Source organism: Pseudonocardia sp. OZ21, from assembly GCF_059359135.1.
In genome coordinates this window covers 49,593-65,093 of sequence record NZ_JCADBN010000025.1, presented here as the reverse complement: position 1 = coordinate 65,093, position 15,501 = coordinate 49,593, and the positions used below count along the sequence as shown (strand labels likewise).

14 protein-coding genes are annotated in these 15,501 nt (G+C 73.8%); 7 read left to right on the top strand and 7 right to left on the bottom strand.

All coding sequences use genetic code 11. The features are described 5' to 3' along the window. Positions 1 to 125 precede the first annotated feature (125 nt). Positions 126 to 857: a zf-HC2 domain-containing protein gene (locus AC5L35_RS34825; protein WP_495064011.1), complete on the bottom strand. Its 732-nt coding sequence runs from the start codon at positions 855 to 857 to the stop codon at positions 126 to 128. 62 nt (positions 858 to 919) lie between these two features. Between AC5L35_RS34825 and AC5L35_RS34820 the strand changes: the two genes are divergently transcribed. After that, positions 920 to 1,501: a sigma-70 family RNA polymerase sigma factor gene (locus AC5L35_RS34820; protein ID WP_495064010.1), complete on the top strand. Its 582-nt coding sequence runs from the start codon at positions 920 to 922 to the stop codon at positions 1,499 to 1,501. 16 nt (positions 1,502 to 1,517) lie between these two features. Here the strand turns inward: AC5L35_RS34820 and AC5L35_RS34815 are convergent, their stop codons facing one another. After that, complete coding sequence (locus tag AC5L35_RS34815) at positions 1,518 to 2,447, bottom strand: LysR family transcriptional regulator (RefSeq protein WP_495064009.1); 930 nt, start codon at positions 2,445 to 2,447, stop codon at positions 1,518 to 1,520. A gap of 142 nt (positions 2,448 to 2,589) precedes the next feature. On the opposite strand from AC5L35_RS34815, the gene AC5L35_RS34810 reads away from it, so the two are divergent. Then, positions 2,590 to 4,581, top strand: coding sequence for a flavin-containing monooxygenase (locus AC5L35_RS34810; protein ID WP_495064008.1), 1,992 nt, complete (start codon positions 2,590 to 2,592; stop codon positions 4,579 to 4,581). After that, entirely contained in the window at positions 4,578 to 5,945 is a 1,368-nt protein-coding gene (locus AC5L35_RS34805; protein WP_495064007.1) for an MFS transporter, read from the top strand. Before AC5L35_RS34810 ends, AC5L35_RS34805 begins: the two co-directional genes overlap by 4 nt. Positions 5,946 to 6,024: 79 nt before the next feature. On the opposite strand, the gene AC5L35_RS34800 is transcribed toward AC5L35_RS34805, so the two are convergent. From AC5L35_RS34800 to AC5L35_RS34790, 3 genes are all read right to left on the bottom strand, one after another. Further along, positions 6,025 to 6,651, bottom strand: coding sequence for a TIGR03086 family metal-binding protein (locus AC5L35_RS34800; protein WP_495064006.1), 627 nt, complete (start codon positions 6,649 to 6,651; stop codon positions 6,025 to 6,027). 178 nt (positions 6,652 to 6,829) lie between these two features. Further along, entirely contained in the window at positions 6,830 to 7,021 is a 192-nt protein-coding gene (locus AC5L35_RS34795; RefSeq protein ID WP_495064005.1) for a pyridoxamine 5'-phosphate oxidase family protein, read from the bottom strand. Between the two features lie 101 nt (positions 7,022 to 7,122). Continuing rightward, positions 7,123 to 7,695 carry a DUF6197 family protein gene (locus AC5L35_RS34790; RefSeq protein ID WP_495064004.1) on the bottom strand — a complete coding sequence of 191 codons (573 nt, stop codon included), beginning with the start codon at positions 7,693 to 7,695 and terminating at the stop codon, positions 7,123 to 7,125. 248 nt (positions 7,696 to 7,943) lie between these two features. On the opposite strand from AC5L35_RS34790, the gene AC5L35_RS34785 reads away from it, so the two are divergent. The 4 genes from AC5L35_RS34785 (at position 7,944) to AC5L35_RS34770 (ending at position 13,521) form a co-directional block, all read left to right on the top strand. After that, the gene (locus AC5L35_RS34785) at positions 7,944 to 8,651 is read left to right on the top strand and encodes an RNA polymerase sigma factor (protein ID WP_495064003.1); all 708 of its coding nucleotides are present in this window, start codon (positions 7,944 to 7,946) and stop codon (positions 8,649 to 8,651) included. Beyond that, complete coding sequence (locus AC5L35_RS34780) at positions 8,648 to 9,499, top strand: anti-sigma factor (protein ID WP_495064002.1); 852 nt, start codon at positions 8,648 to 8,650, stop codon at positions 9,497 to 9,499. The genes AC5L35_RS34785 and AC5L35_RS34780 overlap by 4 nt, the downstream gene beginning before the upstream one ends. A gap of 222 nt (positions 9,500 to 9,721) precedes the next feature. Continuing rightward, complete coding sequence (locus AC5L35_RS34775) at positions 9,722 to 10,735, top strand: zinc-binding alcohol dehydrogenase family protein (protein WP_495064001.1); 1,014 nt, start codon at positions 9,722 to 9,724, stop codon at positions 10,733 to 10,735. A 59-nt stretch (positions 10,736 to 10,794) separates the two neighbouring features. Then, positions 10,795 to 13,521 (top strand): ATP-binding protein, encoded by a 2,727-nt coding sequence (locus AC5L35_RS34770; RefSeq protein ID WP_495064000.1) that lies wholly within the window; start codon positions 10,795 to 10,797, stop codon positions 13,519 to 13,521. A 24-nt stretch (positions 13,522 to 13,545) separates the two neighbouring features. Here AC5L35_RS34770 and AC5L35_RS34765 read toward each other — a convergent pair whose 3' ends face one another. Both AC5L35_RS34765 and AC5L35_RS34760 read right to left on the bottom strand, forming a co-directional pair. Beyond that, positions 13,546 to 14,334 (bottom strand): alpha/beta hydrolase, encoded by a 789-nt coding sequence (locus AC5L35_RS34765; protein WP_495063999.1) that lies wholly within the window; start codon positions 14,332 to 14,334, stop codon positions 13,546 to 13,548. Between the two features lie 233 nt (positions 14,335 to 14,567). Further along, positions 14,568 to 15,500, bottom strand: a complete 933-nt coding sequence (locus AC5L35_RS34760) for a U32 family peptidase (RefSeq protein WP_495063998.1) — start codon at positions 15,498 to 15,500, stop codon at positions 14,568 to 14,570. Position 15,501: the final 1 nt, after the last annotated feature.

The following is a 15,501-nucleotide window of genomic DNA, read 5'->3' as shown; positions in this document are numbered from 1 at the left end:
CGGTGCGTCGCGCCGCCGGTGCGCGCGCGTCGAACCCAGGTAGTCGTCGCCGCGGGGTCATCGGTTCCCGGGACCCGTCCTCGTCACAGGTGATCGGGGCGACACCCGGCTGAACCTCGCGATGATCACGCCGCGCGGCGCGCGGTCGCACGCGGGTCCTGCCGCAGCGCGGGGCGCCGGATCCGGCCGGCCCACAGGGCACGCCGATCCGGTCTCGGGGCTCCCGGGGGCAGGCCCGCGAGTGCGCCGTCGTCCTCCCGGCGGTCCCGCCGCCGCAGCACCATCAGCAGCACCAGCCCGATCACCACCAGGCCGTGGCTCAGGATGCGGCCGGGATCGACGCGCCCGGCCAGGAGATCGAGCGCGCTCAGGCCCGTCAGCACCGCGACGAACGACCCGATGACCGGCAGCAGCCCCGACAGGCGGGGGGCCGCGGTGGCCGCCCACAGGAACCCGACGGCGAGCGACAGGTTCCACGCCGCGCTCTCGTGCGCCACATGCATCGCGCTGGCGCCGCCCACCTCCATCGCGTCATGCACCGCGAACGAGCCTGCGGTGGCGATCGCGCTCACCGCCAGTGCTCCCTGCGCGATACCGACCGCGCCGAGCGCGAGCCGGACGGCGTCGGTACGGCGTGCCCGGCGGGTGGACGCCGCGGCGAGCACCGCGGCGACCAGGTCCGGACCGGGCTCCGCCAGGCCGGTGCGGGCCAGCCGGGTGACCTGGGCCGCCCGGTCGAGGAAGGACCGGCAGTCCGGGCACGTCGCCGTGTGCTCGTCGACGGCCGCTGCCTCGCCGGGATGCCCCTCGCCGTCGAGCAGGGCGGAGATCGCCTCGCGGCAGTCCTCGCATCGCATGTACTGATGGTCGTCGGGACCCGCCCGGCGGTTCCCGCGGATCGGGGAGCTACCGTGCGGGCATGGCCGACGGCGTTGACGACGCCCGGATCACCGCATGGGCCCTCGCCGCAGGCCGCGGCGACCGGGCAGCGCTTGCCGCATTCGTCCGCTCCACGCAGCGCGACGTCCACCGTTTCGTCGCCCACATCAGCGGTCCCGGTGAGGCGGACGACCTGACGCAGGAGACCTACCTGCGGGCACTGGCGTCGCTGCCCCGCTTCGCCGGCCGGTCCTCGGCCCGCACCTGGCTGCTGTCGATCGCCCGGCGCACCGCCGCCGACGCGGTCCGCACCGCGACACGCCGCCCTCGCACGACCGCAGTGGACGACTGGAACGCCGTCGTCGGCGAGCGCGTCCGGTCGGTGCGTTCCGCCGCCGACGAGGCCGTGGTGCTCGGGCTGCTGGTCGACCAGCTCGAACCCCACCGGCGCGAGGCGTTCGTGCTCACCCAGGTGCTCGACCTCGACTACGCGGAGGCCGCCGCGGTGTGCGACTGCCCGATCGGCACGATCCGGTCCCGGGTGGCGCGGGCGCGGGAGGACCTGATGGCCGCGATGGATCCCGTGCGCGACATCCGCAAGCGGCGCTCCGGCGGCGCGTGATCGGACGGGGCCTGCCTCACACCGAGGCGATCGGCTCGACGGTCCCGGACCGCGGCTCGGGGTCCTGCGGGCGCGCCTCCATGCACAACGCGAGGAAGTTGCGCACGAGTGGGTCCGGCTCGCCGAGCCACGCGGCCGCCATCGTCAGCCGCATCCGGGTGCCGAGCAGCGGGACGCAGACCACGCCGGGCTGGGCGACCCGCCGTCCCGACCGCGGGACGAAACACACGCCGAGACCGCTCGCGACCAGGCCGATCGCCACGTGGGTGCGGTCGACCTCGTGGGTGATCCGGGCGCTGAACCCCGCCGCGGCGCACTGGGTGACGTAGTAGTCGTGCAGCTCCGGTTCCTGGGAGCGGGCGATCAGGATCATGTCGGTGTCGGCGAGCTCGGCGAGGTGCACGGCCTCCCGGTCCGCCAGCCTGCTGCCCTCGGGCACCGCGAGCATCACCGGTTCCGACCGCACCGTCACCAGCGACAGCTCGCTCACCGGTTCGATCGGCAGCCGGACGAAGGCGATCTGCACGCGCCTGCTGCGGACGGCGTTGACGGCCTCGATGTTGTGCATCTCCTCCAGGGCGAGCCGCACCCCCGGATGCCGGACGCGGAACGCGCGCAGAACCGGAGGGAGCAGGTCGTAGAGGGCGGGTGCGATGAAACCGACGCGGAGGATGCCCGTGCTGCCCCGACCGGCCGAGCGCGCCCGCTCCACGGCCCCGTCGGCCTGCGTCAGCAGCCGGCGCGCGTCCTCGAGCAGGGCGCTACCGGCGGTGGTCAGCACGACCTGGCGCTTGTCGCGTTCGAACAGGAGGACCCCGAGCTCCTTCTCCAGCGCCGAGATCTGCTTGCTCAGCGCGGGCTGGGCCACGAACACCCGCTGCGCGGCCCGCCCGAAGTGCAGTTCCTCGGCAAGAGCGACGAAGGAGCGCAGATGCCTCAGCTCCATCGTCACCGCCCCTCTGCCGCGTGCAGATCACAGCACGGGAGGCGGGTGTGGCGCCACGGGGCTGCTCTCATTCCGGGTGGGCATCACAGGCCCCGCAACCGTTATTTCCGATCCCGTCCGGTTCGCACCGAGAGTAGTGACCGTGACCACCGTGGACGTTGGTACCGGACTCTCCGCACTGCTCGGCGACGACGTCGCGCTCGCCGCCGCCGTCGCGGGTGCGGAGCTGCCCGCTCTGCTGCCGGCCCTCGCCCATCTGACGGGTGACCTCACGCTGGTCGCGGACGAGCTGCGGCCGCCGCTGCGCCTGCGCCCCGACATGGTGGAACCGCAGGGCGGGATGTCCGAGGCGGCTCAGGAGCTGGGGCGCCGTCGCGCGCTCGCCGCCCTCCAGGCCTTTCGCGACGGCGGATCGGTGCCCGCGCCCGAGCCCGAGGACGACACCCTGCGCCGCCTCATGCGGTTCGTGGCCGGTGACGTGTCCGACGACTACCTGCCGCTGATGTCCCACGAGCTCGGGCTGCCGGTGGACGCCGGCGCGCCGGGCTGGACCGTCGAGCAGGTGGCACCGGGCCGCACGGTCGAGGTGGTGGTGATCGGCGCCGGGATGTCCGGGCTCGTGACGGCGCACCGGCTCCGGCAGGCGGGCGTGGCGGTGACGGTGCTGGAGCGCAACGCCGACGTCGGCGGGGTGTGGCTGGAGAACGGCTACCCGGGCGCCCGGCTCGACACCCCGAACTTCGCCTACAGCTTCTCGTTCGACCAGCGGCCGGACTGGCTGCACCTGTTCTCCGCCCGGGACGACATCTGGAGCTACTTCCGGGAGGTGGCCGACCAGTTCGACCTGCGGGGCTGCATCCGGTTCGGGCACGAGGTGGTCGAGGCGGTGTTCCACGAGGACACGCGGCGCTGGACCGTGCGGGCACGCCGCGCGGACGGGCCGGACGTCGTGCTCGAGGCGGACGCCGTCGTCAGCGCGACGGGGCAGCTCAACAAGCCGAGCCTCCCGGACATCCCGGGGCGGGAGCGGTTCGCGGGACCGAGCTGGCACACCGCGCGGTGGCGCGACGACGTCGACCTCACCGGCAGGCGCGTCGCCGTGATCGGCACCGGGGCGAGCGCGTACCAGGTCGTCCCGTCGATCGTCGACCGTGTCGGCGCCCTCACCGTGTTCCAGCGGACCCCGCCGTGGATGCTGCCCACGCCGACCTACCACGACCCGACCCCCGACGACCAGCTGCGGCTGCTGCGCGAGCTCCCCTACTACCACCGGTGGCTGCGGTTCCTGCAGTTCTGGACCTCCGTCGACGGGCGGCGGCCGTTCATGGAGGTCGACCCGGCCTGGGAGCACCCGATCTCGGTCTCACCGGCCAACGAGGCACTGCGTCAGGCCCTCGTCGCCCATCTGGAGGGCCGGTTCGGCGACCGCCCCGACCTGCTCGCGAAGGTGCTGCCGAGCTACGCCCCCGGCTCGAAACGGATGATGCGCGACAACGGGGTGTGGCCCGCTGCGCTCAAGCGCGAGCACGTCGACCTGGTCACCGACGCCATCTCCGAGATCACCCCCGACGGGGTGCGCACCGCCGACGGCAGGCTCCACGAGGTGGACGTCCTGATCTACGCCACGGGCTTCCGGGCGTCGGACTTCCTTGCGCCGATCACGTTCCGGGGGCGGGACGGCGCCGACCTGCACGAGCAGTGGGACGGTGACGCCCGCGCCCACCTCGGCGTGCACGTGCCGGGGTTCCCCAACCTCTTCTGCGTCTTCGGGCCGAACACCGGCCTCGTGATCAACGGCAGCACCCTGTTGTTCTCCGAGATCGCGGTGCACCACATCCTGGGGTGCCTGCGGCTGCTGCTGGAGGCGGAGGCGGCGACGGTCGAGGTGCGCCGCGACGTCCACGACGCCTTCAACGAGCGCGTCGACGCCGGCAACGGGCGCATGGCCTGGGGGGTGGCGACCGTCAACAGCTGGTACCGCAACACGAAGGGCCGCGCCTCGCAGGTCTGGCCGTTCACCGTCCTCGACTACTGGCGCATGGTGCGCGAGCCCCGTCCGTCGGACTTCCACATCGACCCGGCCCCGACCCCCGACGTCTCAGCCCCGACCCCTCAGCCCGAGGAGCGCCAGTGACCCCCTCCGCGTCTCGCAGTGCCGCGAGCCCACCCTCCGAGCACACCCGCCGGGTCGCCGCGGCGACCTTTGTCGGCACCGCCATCGAGTGGTACGACTTCAACATCTACGGCGCGGCGGCCGCCCTGATCTTCGCGCCCCAGTTCTTCCCGAACTTCTCGCCGGTGGCGGCCACGCTGGCGGCGTTCGGGACCTTCGCCGTCGGGTTCCTCGCGCGCCCGATCGGCGGCGTCGTGTTCGGGCACTTCGGCGACCGCCTCGGGCGCAAGCAGACCCTGGTGGTCTCGCTGCTGCTCATGGGCATCGGCACGTTCCTCATCGCACTCCTGCCCACCTACGCCCAGATCGGCATCGCCGCCCCGATCCTGCTCGTCGTCCTGCGGTTCGTGCAGGGTCTCGGCGTCGGCGGGGAGTGGGGCGGCGCGGTGCTGATGGCGATGGAGCACGCACCCGAGGGGCAGCGCGGCTACTACTCGTCGTTCCCGCAGATGGGCCTGCCGGCCGGGACGCTGCTGTCGAACCTCGTCTTCCTGGGTGTCTCGGTGGGCCTGGGCCGCGAGCAGTTCGCGGCGTGGGGCTGGCGCATCCCGTTCGTGCTGAGCGCCCTGCTCGTGGTGGTGGCACTGGTGGTACGGCTCCGCCTCGCCGAGAGCCCCGAGTTCGCGCGCACCCGGCAACGAGGCCGGGTGCGTCGCCTTCCCGCGCTCGACGTGCTGCGGAACAACCCCGGCACCGTCGTACTCGGGATGGGCATCACCCTCGCCCCGTCCGCGCTGGGCTACCTGCTGTCGGTGTACCTGCTCTCCTACGGCACCGGCACGGCGCACGTGCCGCAGCAGACGATGCTGCTGACGATCTCGGCGGGCTCGGTGGTGTACCTCGTGGTCGCCTATCTCACCGGCCGGGTGTCCGACCGCATCGGGGCGGTGCGGATCTTCACGGTCGCCTCGGTGCTCTCCGTGCTCGTGCCCTTCGCCGTGTTCGGCCTCATGGACACCGGGGCGGTGCCTGCGGTGCTCCTCGCCATGCTGGCGATGGGCCTGGTGCTGGGCCTGCTGGTGGCGGTGCAGGCGGTGATCGTGTCGCGGGCCTTCAGCACCGACGTGCGCTACACCGGCGCCTCGATGTCGTACCAGTTCGGCGCGGTGCTCGGGGGTGGGCTCACACCGCTGCTGGCCGCCGCCATCCTCGGGGCGACCGGTTCGTCGGTGTGGGTGGCCGCGTACATCGCCGCGCTCGCCCTGCTGTCCGGCGTGTCGGTGTGGTTCCTGCCGCGTGAGGCGCCCGACGAGACCGACGGGAACCCGCTCCCCGCAGGTGCAGGCGACGAGCCCCTCCACGACGGCGGGGCCGTCCGCGCCTGAGCGGCGCCGGCCGCGCTCGCCCCGGCCCTACCGCCATCCGCGGACGGGCCGGGCCGGCGCGGCCGGCCCGTCGTGCCGGTCAGCGAGTGGCGCCCACGGCGGCCGGCGTCCACGACGGGTCGCGCCCGCTGAGCCCGACGAGCCGGTCGAGCGCCGGCGCGTCCTCGGGCACCGGGACGGGCGGTCCGAACAGCCCGGGCACGCCCTCCGGCTGCACGAGAGAGCCGACGAGCGCGAGACACGCCTGCACGCTCGCCGGGTCGGCGTCGTAGACCTGGCCGGTGGCGCGGGCGATGTCCCAGCCGTGCAGCACGAGCTCGTCGAGCGCGACCACCGCCATCGCGGCGGCCGGCATCTCCACTCCCCCGGCGTGCGCCACGCCGTCCCGGGCAGCGGGATCGCGCCAGGCGGCGACGAGCGCGTCGAGCCGCTGCGGGAGGAGCAGGCGCCAGTGCGGGTCGAGCGGCGGCTGCACGGCAGGCGGCGGCCCGGCGTCCGGCTCCTTGGCCGCGGCGCCCCGGAACGCCTCCGCGACCCCGAGAAGGTGGCTGAGCAGGCCGGCCACGGTCGTCTCGGCGCACGGGGTGGGCGCGTCCAGCCGGTCGTCGGTGACGGCATCGAGCAGCCGCACGACGCGGTCGGCGGCGGGCGCAAGGTCGACGAAGGGTGTCATGGTCTGCAGACCGGGCCCGCCACCGGAACTCATCGGCCGCGCCTCACCCGGTGCCGTTGACCTTCAGCACCTCGATCGTGAGGAGCAGCCGGGTCTGGTCCCGGCCGCCGTACCAGGGATAGGAGCCGCCGAGGTAGCGCTGGGCGAGCATCTCGATGTGCTCGGCCGCCCCGTCGCTGGTGATGTCCAGGACCCGGCCGCGGACCGCGTGTTACCGGGAGATGTTGTCGGGGTCGGAGACGTTGAGGGCGACCCGCGGGTCCCGCTCGATGTTCTTGATCTTCTGGAAGCCCTGCACGCTGTTGACGTGGATGTGCTTGCCGTCGGTGTCCACCCAGGTCGTGGCGAGGTAGCAGGGGCTCGGCCGGTACAGCAGGTCGAGCAGGCCTTCGGGGATGTCCACGCCCAGAGCATTCCAGCGCACGGTGTTGCACTTCGGAGCCGTACTGCTGTCGCGACCCCCGTCCCGACAGCAGTACGGCTCCGTAACGCGCCTGCGTTGCCCTACGGGCGCGCGTCGGCGCGGGCGATCTCCATCCCTGCCGCTCGCTCCACCGCGTGCAGCAGGTCGAGCACCTCGGCGGACGTGCGGGTGGGCCGGTCGTTCCACCGCGTGAGGTCCCGGACGTGGGCGGCGCGCACCGGCGGGGCCGGGCACCAGTGGACCGGCTCGCGCTCGCCTCCGTGGAGCGTGTGCCAGGTCAGGTCGAGCGCCCGCTGCACCGGCTGGCTCCGCACGGCGACCGGCCCGCCGCCCGCCTGCACGATCGCTCCGACGAGACAGGCCCCGGTGATCGGCCGGTCGCCCATCCGCTGCAGGGTCGCCGCGGTGACCGTGCGGTGCTCGCCCTGCTCGTCGCGGTAGGCGAACCAGCCGTCCTGGACCCACCCGGACCCGACCACCGCGCGGGCGGTGGCGACGAGCGCCCGGATCCGGTGGAGCTCGGCCAGGTGCGCGGCCCGGCGGTCCTCGCCTGCCAGGCGGCGCCGCTCCCGCCGTCGATCCCACCAGCGCAGCCGGCCCGCCGCGGGGCGCGCCTGCGTGGGTCGAGGGACGGTCAGTTCGGGTGTCGGCATCACGACGACTCCTCCCGGGCTGGTTCAGGCCGGGCGTACGACGGTCCCACCCAGGCTACGTCCCGGGCGGGACCGGAGGCACCCGGAACGGGCCGCCCGATACGGACATCGGACGCGGACGTGCGGGCGCGGCGGGTGATCCGTCCGGTTCCTCCGGACGGCCCCGCAGCCCACGCCGGACGGCGCGCCGGACGGGCTAGTCTGGCCTGGTTCTGAACCGGACACCGTTCCGTTGCGAAGAAGCTGACGTGAGGATCCCGCTGGTGGCCGATGCCCCCGACACACGTGAGGGGTCGAGTCTGCCGAAACGCCGGGGAGGCGGGTCGTCGACCGCAGGCGAGCCCGACGTCCCCGACGGCGATCTCGTCCTGTCCGTCACCAACGGGGTCGAGTCTGGGCTGGCCGGCCTGTACGACAGGTACGGGCGGCGGGCCTACTCGCTCGCCCGCCGCATCTGCGCCGACGACGGCCTGGCCGAGGACGTGGTGCAGGAGGTCTTCCTGACGTTCTGGCGCGAACCGCACCGCTTCGACCCCGCCCGCGGCAGCTTCGGAACCTGGATCCTGACCCTCGTGCACCACAAGTCCGTCGACACGGTCCGCCGCGAGAGCGCGATCCGCAGGCGCACCGTGCCCGCGGCCGAGGAGGGGCAGGAGTGGTCGGCCCCACCGGGGCCGGGTGCCGACCACGCCGCGCTGCGCTCGGTGGAGGCCGGGCAGGTCCGCACCGCGCTCGGAGGGCTCCCCACCGACCAGCGGCAGGCGCTCGCTCTGGCGTACTTCGGCGGCTACACCCAGCGGGAGGTTGCTGCGATGACCGGGGTCCCGTTGGGCACGGTGAAGTCGCGGATGTTCAGCGGGATGCAACGGCTGCGGGGTCTCCTCGCCCCGGTGCTCGACCGTGGCTCCGACAACACCCGCACCGACAACACCCGCACCACGGGCGACGGACGATGAGCCCCGACGAGCAGCAGGCCTGCCCGATGAACGAGCACGCCGTCGGCTGGGCGCTGCACGCGCTCGAACCCGACGACGAACTGGCGATGGAAGCCCACCTGCCGGACTGTGGGTCCTGCCGCGAGATGGTGCGCGACACCGAGCTGATCATGGGTGGCCTGGCCGACACCGCGGAGCAGGCCGACCCACCGCCACGGCTGCGCGACAACATCCTCGCTCAGGCCGCCGAGACACCGCAGGTGCGCCCGCCTGCCGCCCCGGAACGCGAACCCGATGACCCGCCCCGGCCCCAGCCCCTCCGACCGGATGTCGTCGTACCGGCCCCGTCCGACCCGGGCCTCCGGCGTCGCCTGCCGTGGGCGGCCATCGGGCGGCGACGTCTCGTCGCCGCCGCCGTGGTGCTGGTGGCCGTGCTGGGCGTGGGTGGCCTGGCCGTCTACACAGCGCAGCTGCAGCAACAGCGCGACGCCGAGATCGCGCAGTCGCAGTCGCTGGCCGACATCGTCACGCAGCTGGACCAGCCCGGCACCACGCATGCCACGCTGACCACCACCGGGGGCGATCCGGTCGCCGCCGTGCTCACCACCGCATCGGACCGCACGGTCGTGACCACCGGCGTCGCCCCGAACAACCGCTCCGACACGATCTACGTCCTGTGGGGGATCGACGGCGGGCCCCCACAGCCCGTGGGCATGTTCGACGTCACCGCACCCGGGCCGGGCGTCCACAGCATCGGGCCCGCCACCGGCGCCCCGGCCTTCACCGCGTACGCGATCTCGCTCGAGCCCGGGCGGGCGATGCCCACCATGCCCACCACCGTGGTCGCCACCGGACCCGTGCAGACCTGACCGCTCGTTCTCGCTCGACACCATGGGCCCGCAGCCGGTGGCCAGCGCCGCTGCCACGAACCCGCTGCTCAGCACCCTGGTCTCCGCCGTGACGGCGGTTCCCGGGCTGGACATTTCCGCGCCACCGCGCACATCTCGCGGCCACCGCACACACGTCATGCCGTGTGTGCGGTGGCCAACCGGTGTGCGCGGTGACTCCCACCTCCGACGTAGCGTCGGGGCATGACGAACACTGCAACCCGTACCCGCGCCGTGGCCTACCTGCGCAGCGGGCCGATCGACGCCTCGGACGCGCTGGTCGACATCGAGCTCGACGTCCCGGCGCCCGGCCCGCACGACCTGCTCGTCGAGGTGCGCGCGGTGTCGGTCAACCCCGTCGACGTCAAGGTGCGTGCCGGCGTCGACCCGGCAGGCGAGCCCAAGGTTCTCGGGTTCGACGCCGCGGGCGTCGTGGTGGGCACCGGTGACGCGGTCACGGCCTTCTCGGTCGGCGACGAGGTCTACTACGCGGGCTCCATCGCGCGCCCCGGCAGCAACGCCGGCCTGCAGCTCGTCGACGAGCGGATCACCGGGCACAAGCCGAGGATCCTGGACTTCGCCGAGGCGGCCGCGCTCCCGCTCACCGCGATCACGGCGTGGGAGGCACTCTTCGACCACCTCCGGCTCGGCCCCGACAGCCAGGGCACCCTCCTCGTCATGGCGGCAGCGGGTGGCGTCGGCTCGATCGCCGTGCAGCTGGCCCGCAAGCTCACCGGGGTGACCGTGATCGGTACCGCGTCGCGGCCGGAGTCGAGAAGGTGGGTGGAGGACATGGGCGCCCACCACGTCGTCAACCACCACCACCTGCGCGACGAGATCCGGGAGGTCGCCCCCGGCGGCGTCGACGCGATCCTCTCCCCCTTCTCGGCGGGCAACGTCGAGACCTACGCCGAGATCCTCCGCCCGCGTGGCGTGGTCGTCGCGATCGACGAGCCCGAGGGCCTCGACCTGCTGCCGCTGAAGTCGAAGAGCCAGTCGTGGCACTGGGAGTTCATGTTCGCCCGGCCTCTGCACGAGCCGGAGAGCACCTACCAGCGTGAGCTGCTCGACACGGTCGCCCGGCTCGTCGACGACAGGGTGCTGCGCACCACCATCTCCGAACGGCTCGGCCCGCTGAACGCCGAGACGCTCCGCGCCGCGCACCGCAGGCTGGAGAGCTCGGCGAGTGTCGGCAAGGTCGTCCTCACGGTGGACTGACATCCGTGCCGCCAGCCGACCGCGCTGCCGGAGACGACCGCGCTGCCAGAATGGGCCTCATGCCCGCCCCGCACCAGGCCGCTCAGCCCATGCGCGGACGCGACGCCGAGCTGGGCACGGTGCTGGCGGCGCTGCGCCACGCACAGGGCGGCCGGTCGGCGCTGGTGGTGGTGCGCGGCGAGCCCGGGATCGGCAAGAGCGCGCTGGTCGATGCGTCGGTCGACCAGGCCACGGCACTCGGGTTCACCACCGCGGTGACGGCCGCGCACGAGACGGACGAGCTGAGCCCCCTGGCGTCGCTCGGTCCGGCTCTGCGCTGCGGCCCGGACCCGGTGCTCGACTCGCAGCAGTTCCTCGACCTGGCACCGCTCGCGGCGCAGCCGCTCTGGCTCGCCGAGCACCTGGCCGTGCTGCTGCAGCGCCGGGCCGGGTCGGCGCCCCTGCTCATCGCGCTCGACGACGCGCAGTGGGCCGACCCGTTGACCACGTTCGTCCTCCGCATCCTCGTCAGGAGGCTGCAGTCCTCGCCGATCGCGTTTCTGGTCGGCACCCGTCCGGCTGCCGGGGGGCCGGCCGACCAGGTCGCAGGCATGGAGCGGAGCCGGTGGGTGCGGTGGATCGACCTGGCACCGCTGCGTGACGACGCCGTCCTCGCCGTGGCCGTCGACCACCTGGGACACGCGGCAGGCCCGGAGCTGGCCCAGCGCCTCCTCGGCACGCGCGGCAACCCGTTCCTGGCGGTTGCCCTGCTCCGTGGCCTGATCGGGCCGGACGGCCGTCGTGACCAGGACGACAACCTGCCCGCCGGGCTGCTCGACGGGGTCCGCAGGCGCACGGCCGGCACGTCCGAGCGATGCCGGGCCCTGCTCCGCGCGGCCGGCGTCCTGGGTGTGCAGTCCCGGCTCGACGACCTCGCGCAGCTGCTGGGCGAGCCGGCCACGCAGCTGACCGGGCCCCTCGAGGAGGCCATCGGGCTCGGGCTGCTGACCGACGACGGCGTCACCATCACCTTCCGGCACGAGCTGTTGCGCCAGGCCGTGTACCAGGACATGCCGCCGTCCGCGCGGGTCGCGATGCACCGGTCCGTGGTGGCGCACCTCATCGGCTCCGGACGCGGACACGCTGCCGCCGCCCCGCACGTCCTCGCGTCGGCGGTTCCCGGCGACGCCACTGCGGTACGGGTCCTGCAACGCGCGGCGAAGGAGCTGCTCGGGACGATGGCCGTCACGGCGGTGACGATCATCCAGCGGGCGTTCGAGCTCGTGGCCGACGACGATCCCGAGCGGGAGCAGGTGGCCCGGGACGTGGTCACGATCCTGGTCACCGCCCGCCACCACGACGAGGCGGCGGCGTTCGTGGACCGGCTGCTGCAGGGTGCGGTGTCGCCCGGGACGGCCGCGGTCGCCCAGCTGAGCCTCGCTCCGCACCTGTGGGCCACCGGGCGGCTCAGCGAGCTCGCCGGGCGCACCCGCGACCCCCGGTTCGCCGAGGCCGCTCCCGCGCTCCGCGCACGACTTGCCGCCTACGCCGCTCTCGCCACCGTCTCGGATGCCGGCGATCTCGCCCCCGATCCGGTCGCCCGGTCGCTGCAGTTGGTCGCCCGCGCCGAGCAGGCCGAACGCGCCGGCGGGTACGGGGCGGCACGCGGGTACTACGAGCAGGCGAGGGCCGCGGCCGAGGAGGGCGCAGGCCAGGCGGGGAGCCTGCACGCCAGTCGGCTGGAACTGCGCGAGCTGCTGGTCCGCGGTCGTCTCGACGACATCGACGGTGCGCTGGCGCGGCTGGCCGATCTCGACGCCCACGGCGCCGACTCCGACTCGTGGCAGGCTCCCGAGGTCGCGGCGGTCCGCGCCGTCCTGGAGCTCGGCGCCGGCCGCCTCGACGCCGCGCAGGCTGCCGCGACCGCCGCCCTGCAGTGGTCGGGCGACCTCGGCGCCGCCGCCGTCGATTGTTGGCTGTGGCACATCCTCACCGTGGTCGCGCTCCACCGCGGCGAGCTGTCCGAGGCGCGGTCCCGGATCGCCGCCGCCGAGCGGCGAGGGGTCCCGGTGCCGGTCGGGCGGGCGCTGCTCGCGCTCGGCGAGGACGAGCCCCACGCCGCTGCCGAGCTCGTGCGGGAAGTCGTCGCGGGGGCGGTGCCGTGGCCGGAGGAGTTCCTCGTCGAGGCGGCGTGCACGGCCCACCACAGCGGTGACGGCGACACCCTGCACGCCGCTGACGACGTGCTGGGCGCGCTCGCGGCCCGCAACCCCGGCGTCGCGAGCACGGCAGGCGCAGCGGCCCTGACGCACGGGCTGGTCGTCGGGAAGCAGGCGGCCGCCGTCGACCTGCTGCGGCAGGCTCCGCGTCCGTTGCTGCTGGCCCGCGCCGAGGAGGAGCACGGGCGGGCGGCGCTGGAGGGCGGCGACCCGTCCGGCGTCGAGTCGCTGCAGCGCGCCCGGGACGGTTTCGCCGCGTGCGGTGCCACGGCCGCAGTGCAGCGGGTCCAGCAACTGCTGCAGCCGGTGGGGGTGCGCCGACCCCGCGGTTCCACCGAGTCGCGGCCGCGGGCCGCGACCGGGTGGGAGTCGTTGACGACGATGGAGCGCCGCGTCGCGGCGCTGATCTCCGACGGTCACACGAACCGGTCCGCCGCGGCCGAGCTCCACCTGTCCCCCAGCACGATCAACACGCACCTGCGCGCGGTGTTCACCAAGCTGGGCGTGCACTCACGGGTGCAGCTGGCGAAGCTCGTCCTGTCCCGGCCGGACGAGTCCGGAACCGGACCGGCCCGTCACCCCTCGTGACGGGCCGGCTGGCGCGACGCGGTCCTACGACCGTGCGGCCTTCTCGATCTCATCGGCGACGACCGCCGGGTGCGAGGCGGTCACGGCGTGCGAACCGGCCACCTCGGTGATCTTGGCGCCCACCCGCTTGGCCATGAAGACCTTCGCGGCGGTGGGGATGGCCTTGTCCTCGGTGGAAATCAGCGCGTACTTGGGGATCGGGCCGGGGAGGGCGGCGGTGACCTTGTCGGCGAATGCGGTGGCCAGGATCGGCCGCTGCTCTGCCGCGGCCACGGCCGCGGTGGCGGCGGGGACGTCGCCCGCGAAGACCTCGCGGAAGCTGTCGGCGTTGACGTACAGCTCCGGGCCCGCCGGGCTGTCCACCGCGTGCCACGTGGTCGGGCCGAGCAGGCTGCCCGGGAACTGCGAGCTCAGCTGCCCCGCGGTCTCCCCCGGCTGCGGGATGAAGGCGTTGACGTACACGAGCGCCTTCACGTCGGGGGTGGTGGCGAGCCCGTTGACGAGCATCCCGCCGTAGGAGTGCGAGACGAGCACCTTCGGGCCCTTGATGGAGTCGATGACGCCCTTGAGCTGGTCGGTGTCCGCCGCGACGCCCCTCAGACCGACGGCGGGGGCGATCACGGGGTAGCCGTCGTGCTGCAGCCGCTGGGTGACCCCGCTCCAGGCCGAAGCGTCCTCGAAGGCGCCGTGCAGCAGGACGACGGTCGGCTTCGGCGTGTCGCGGGCCGGCGCAGCCGCAGCCGCGGTCGACGCCGTGAACAGACCGACGGCGGCGGTCGCCGCCAGCGCCACGGCAATGTTCCTGATCTTCATTACTGCTCCTGGGTCCAGTGGTGATGCAGGAACAGGAAACCCGGACCGACATACGCGGGATATCGCGCGAAGACAGGAGATCAGGAACTCTCGGGACGGGCGCCGGGTAGCACCCGGTCGGGCTACCTAGCCTGTTCGTAGGAGATGTGGCCGCACGACCATGACGCGGGGCACGTCGGCTTGACGCCTCCACCCGCGAGTCGCCCGAATTCGGCTCCCGAGTCGCCCCGGGTTCAGAGGCTCGGCAGGGCGAGACCGGCGGCGGGGATCGCCGACATCACCGCGTCGGGCATCGTGCGGTGGAGGCGTTCGAGCCCGATCTGCGCGCGCCGGACCCGTTCGCGCCCCAGCGCGGTGGTGACCTGGTCCAGGTGCGTGCCGCTCGGGTAGATCACCGGGGTGTTGGCCAGCCCGAACTTCAGGTATACCGGCGCGGCGACCCGCACGATGTCGGCGATCTCGGCGTGCCGGACGAACCCGCCGAGGTCGTTGGGCGACTCGATGTACACGTCCAGCGGGATGTCGACGGCCGCGCGGACCGCGGCGAGCTCACCGAGCGTCATGTCGGTGGGCACGTTGTACGTGTCGGCGCCCAGCCGCTCCGCGAGCCGGATCGCGGCCGGGTTCGACAGCCCCATCTGCACGCTGATCTTGAACTGGAGGTCGGCGGGGAACTCCCCCGCGGCGCGCAGCGACGCCGCGGTCTCCAGCACCCCGAGGTCGGTGACGAGCACGCTGCGCACGCCCGCGTCGACCGCACGCGCGATGTCCTCCAGGACGTGCACCAACTGCTCGGTGCCGCGGGCCTGCGCACCCAGCGCGGCCCCGCCCGACGAGTGGGACGCGGCCGACGCCGCACCCCACCCGGTGAGCGGCCGGGCGAACAGGCTCAGCTCGACCGGACGCCGGGCGGCCGTGGCCGCCATCCGCTCCAGCTCGGCGTCGGTGAGGAGCAGCGACCCGCTGCCTTGTGACACCCGGTGCACGGGCACGCCACGGGCGTCGGCCTCGGCCAGCACCGCGTCGAGGACGTCCGGGCCCTCGGTGCTCGGGATCTCCACCCGGCACTGCGCCCCGTCCGGGAAACGCTTGGTGCTCTCGGGCACGCCGTGGTCGGACCGGGCGAACCCCCGTGCCACCAGTGCATCGCGGAAACGCTGCTCCACT

What these genes read in the sequence shown, in the direction of transcription:
- AC5L35_RS34770 (WP_495064000.1), top strand. Translation starts at nt 10,795, where the DNA reads ATGCCCGCCCCGCACCAGGCCGCTCAGCCCATGCGCGGACGCGACGCC.
- AC5L35_RS34775 (WP_495064001.1), top strand. Translation starts at nt 9,722, where the DNA reads ATGACGAACACTGCAACCCGTACCCGCGCCGTGGCCTACCTGCGCAGC.
- AC5L35_RS34820 (WP_495064010.1), top strand. Translation starts at nt 920, where the DNA reads ATGGCCGACGGCGTTGACGACGCCCGGATCACCGCATGGGCCCTCGCC.
- AC5L35_RS34800 (WP_495064006.1), bottom strand. Translation starts at nt 6,651, where the DNA reads ATGAGTTCCGGTGGCGGGCCCGGTCTGCAGACCATGACACCCTTCGTC.
- AC5L35_RS34815 (WP_495064009.1), bottom strand. Translation starts at nt 2,447, where the DNA reads ATGGAGCTGAGGCATCTGCGCTCCTTCGTCGCTCTTGCCGAGGAACTG.
- AC5L35_RS34780 (WP_495064002.1), top strand. Translation starts at nt 8,648, where the DNA reads ATGAGCCCCGACGAGCAGCAGGCCTGCCCGATGAACGAGCACGCCGTC.
- AC5L35_RS34790 (WP_495064004.1), bottom strand. Translation starts at nt 7,695, where the DNA reads ATGCCGACACCCGAACTGACCGTCCCTCGACCCACGCAGGCGCGCCCC.
- AC5L35_RS34765 (WP_495063999.1), bottom strand. Translation starts at nt 14,334, where the DNA reads ATGAAGATCAGGAACATTGCCGTGGCGCTGGCGGCGACCGCCGCCGTC.
- AC5L35_RS34825 (WP_495064011.1), bottom strand. Translation starts at nt 857, where the DNA reads ATGCGATGCGAGGACTGCCGCGAGGCGATCTCCGCCCTGCTCGACGGC.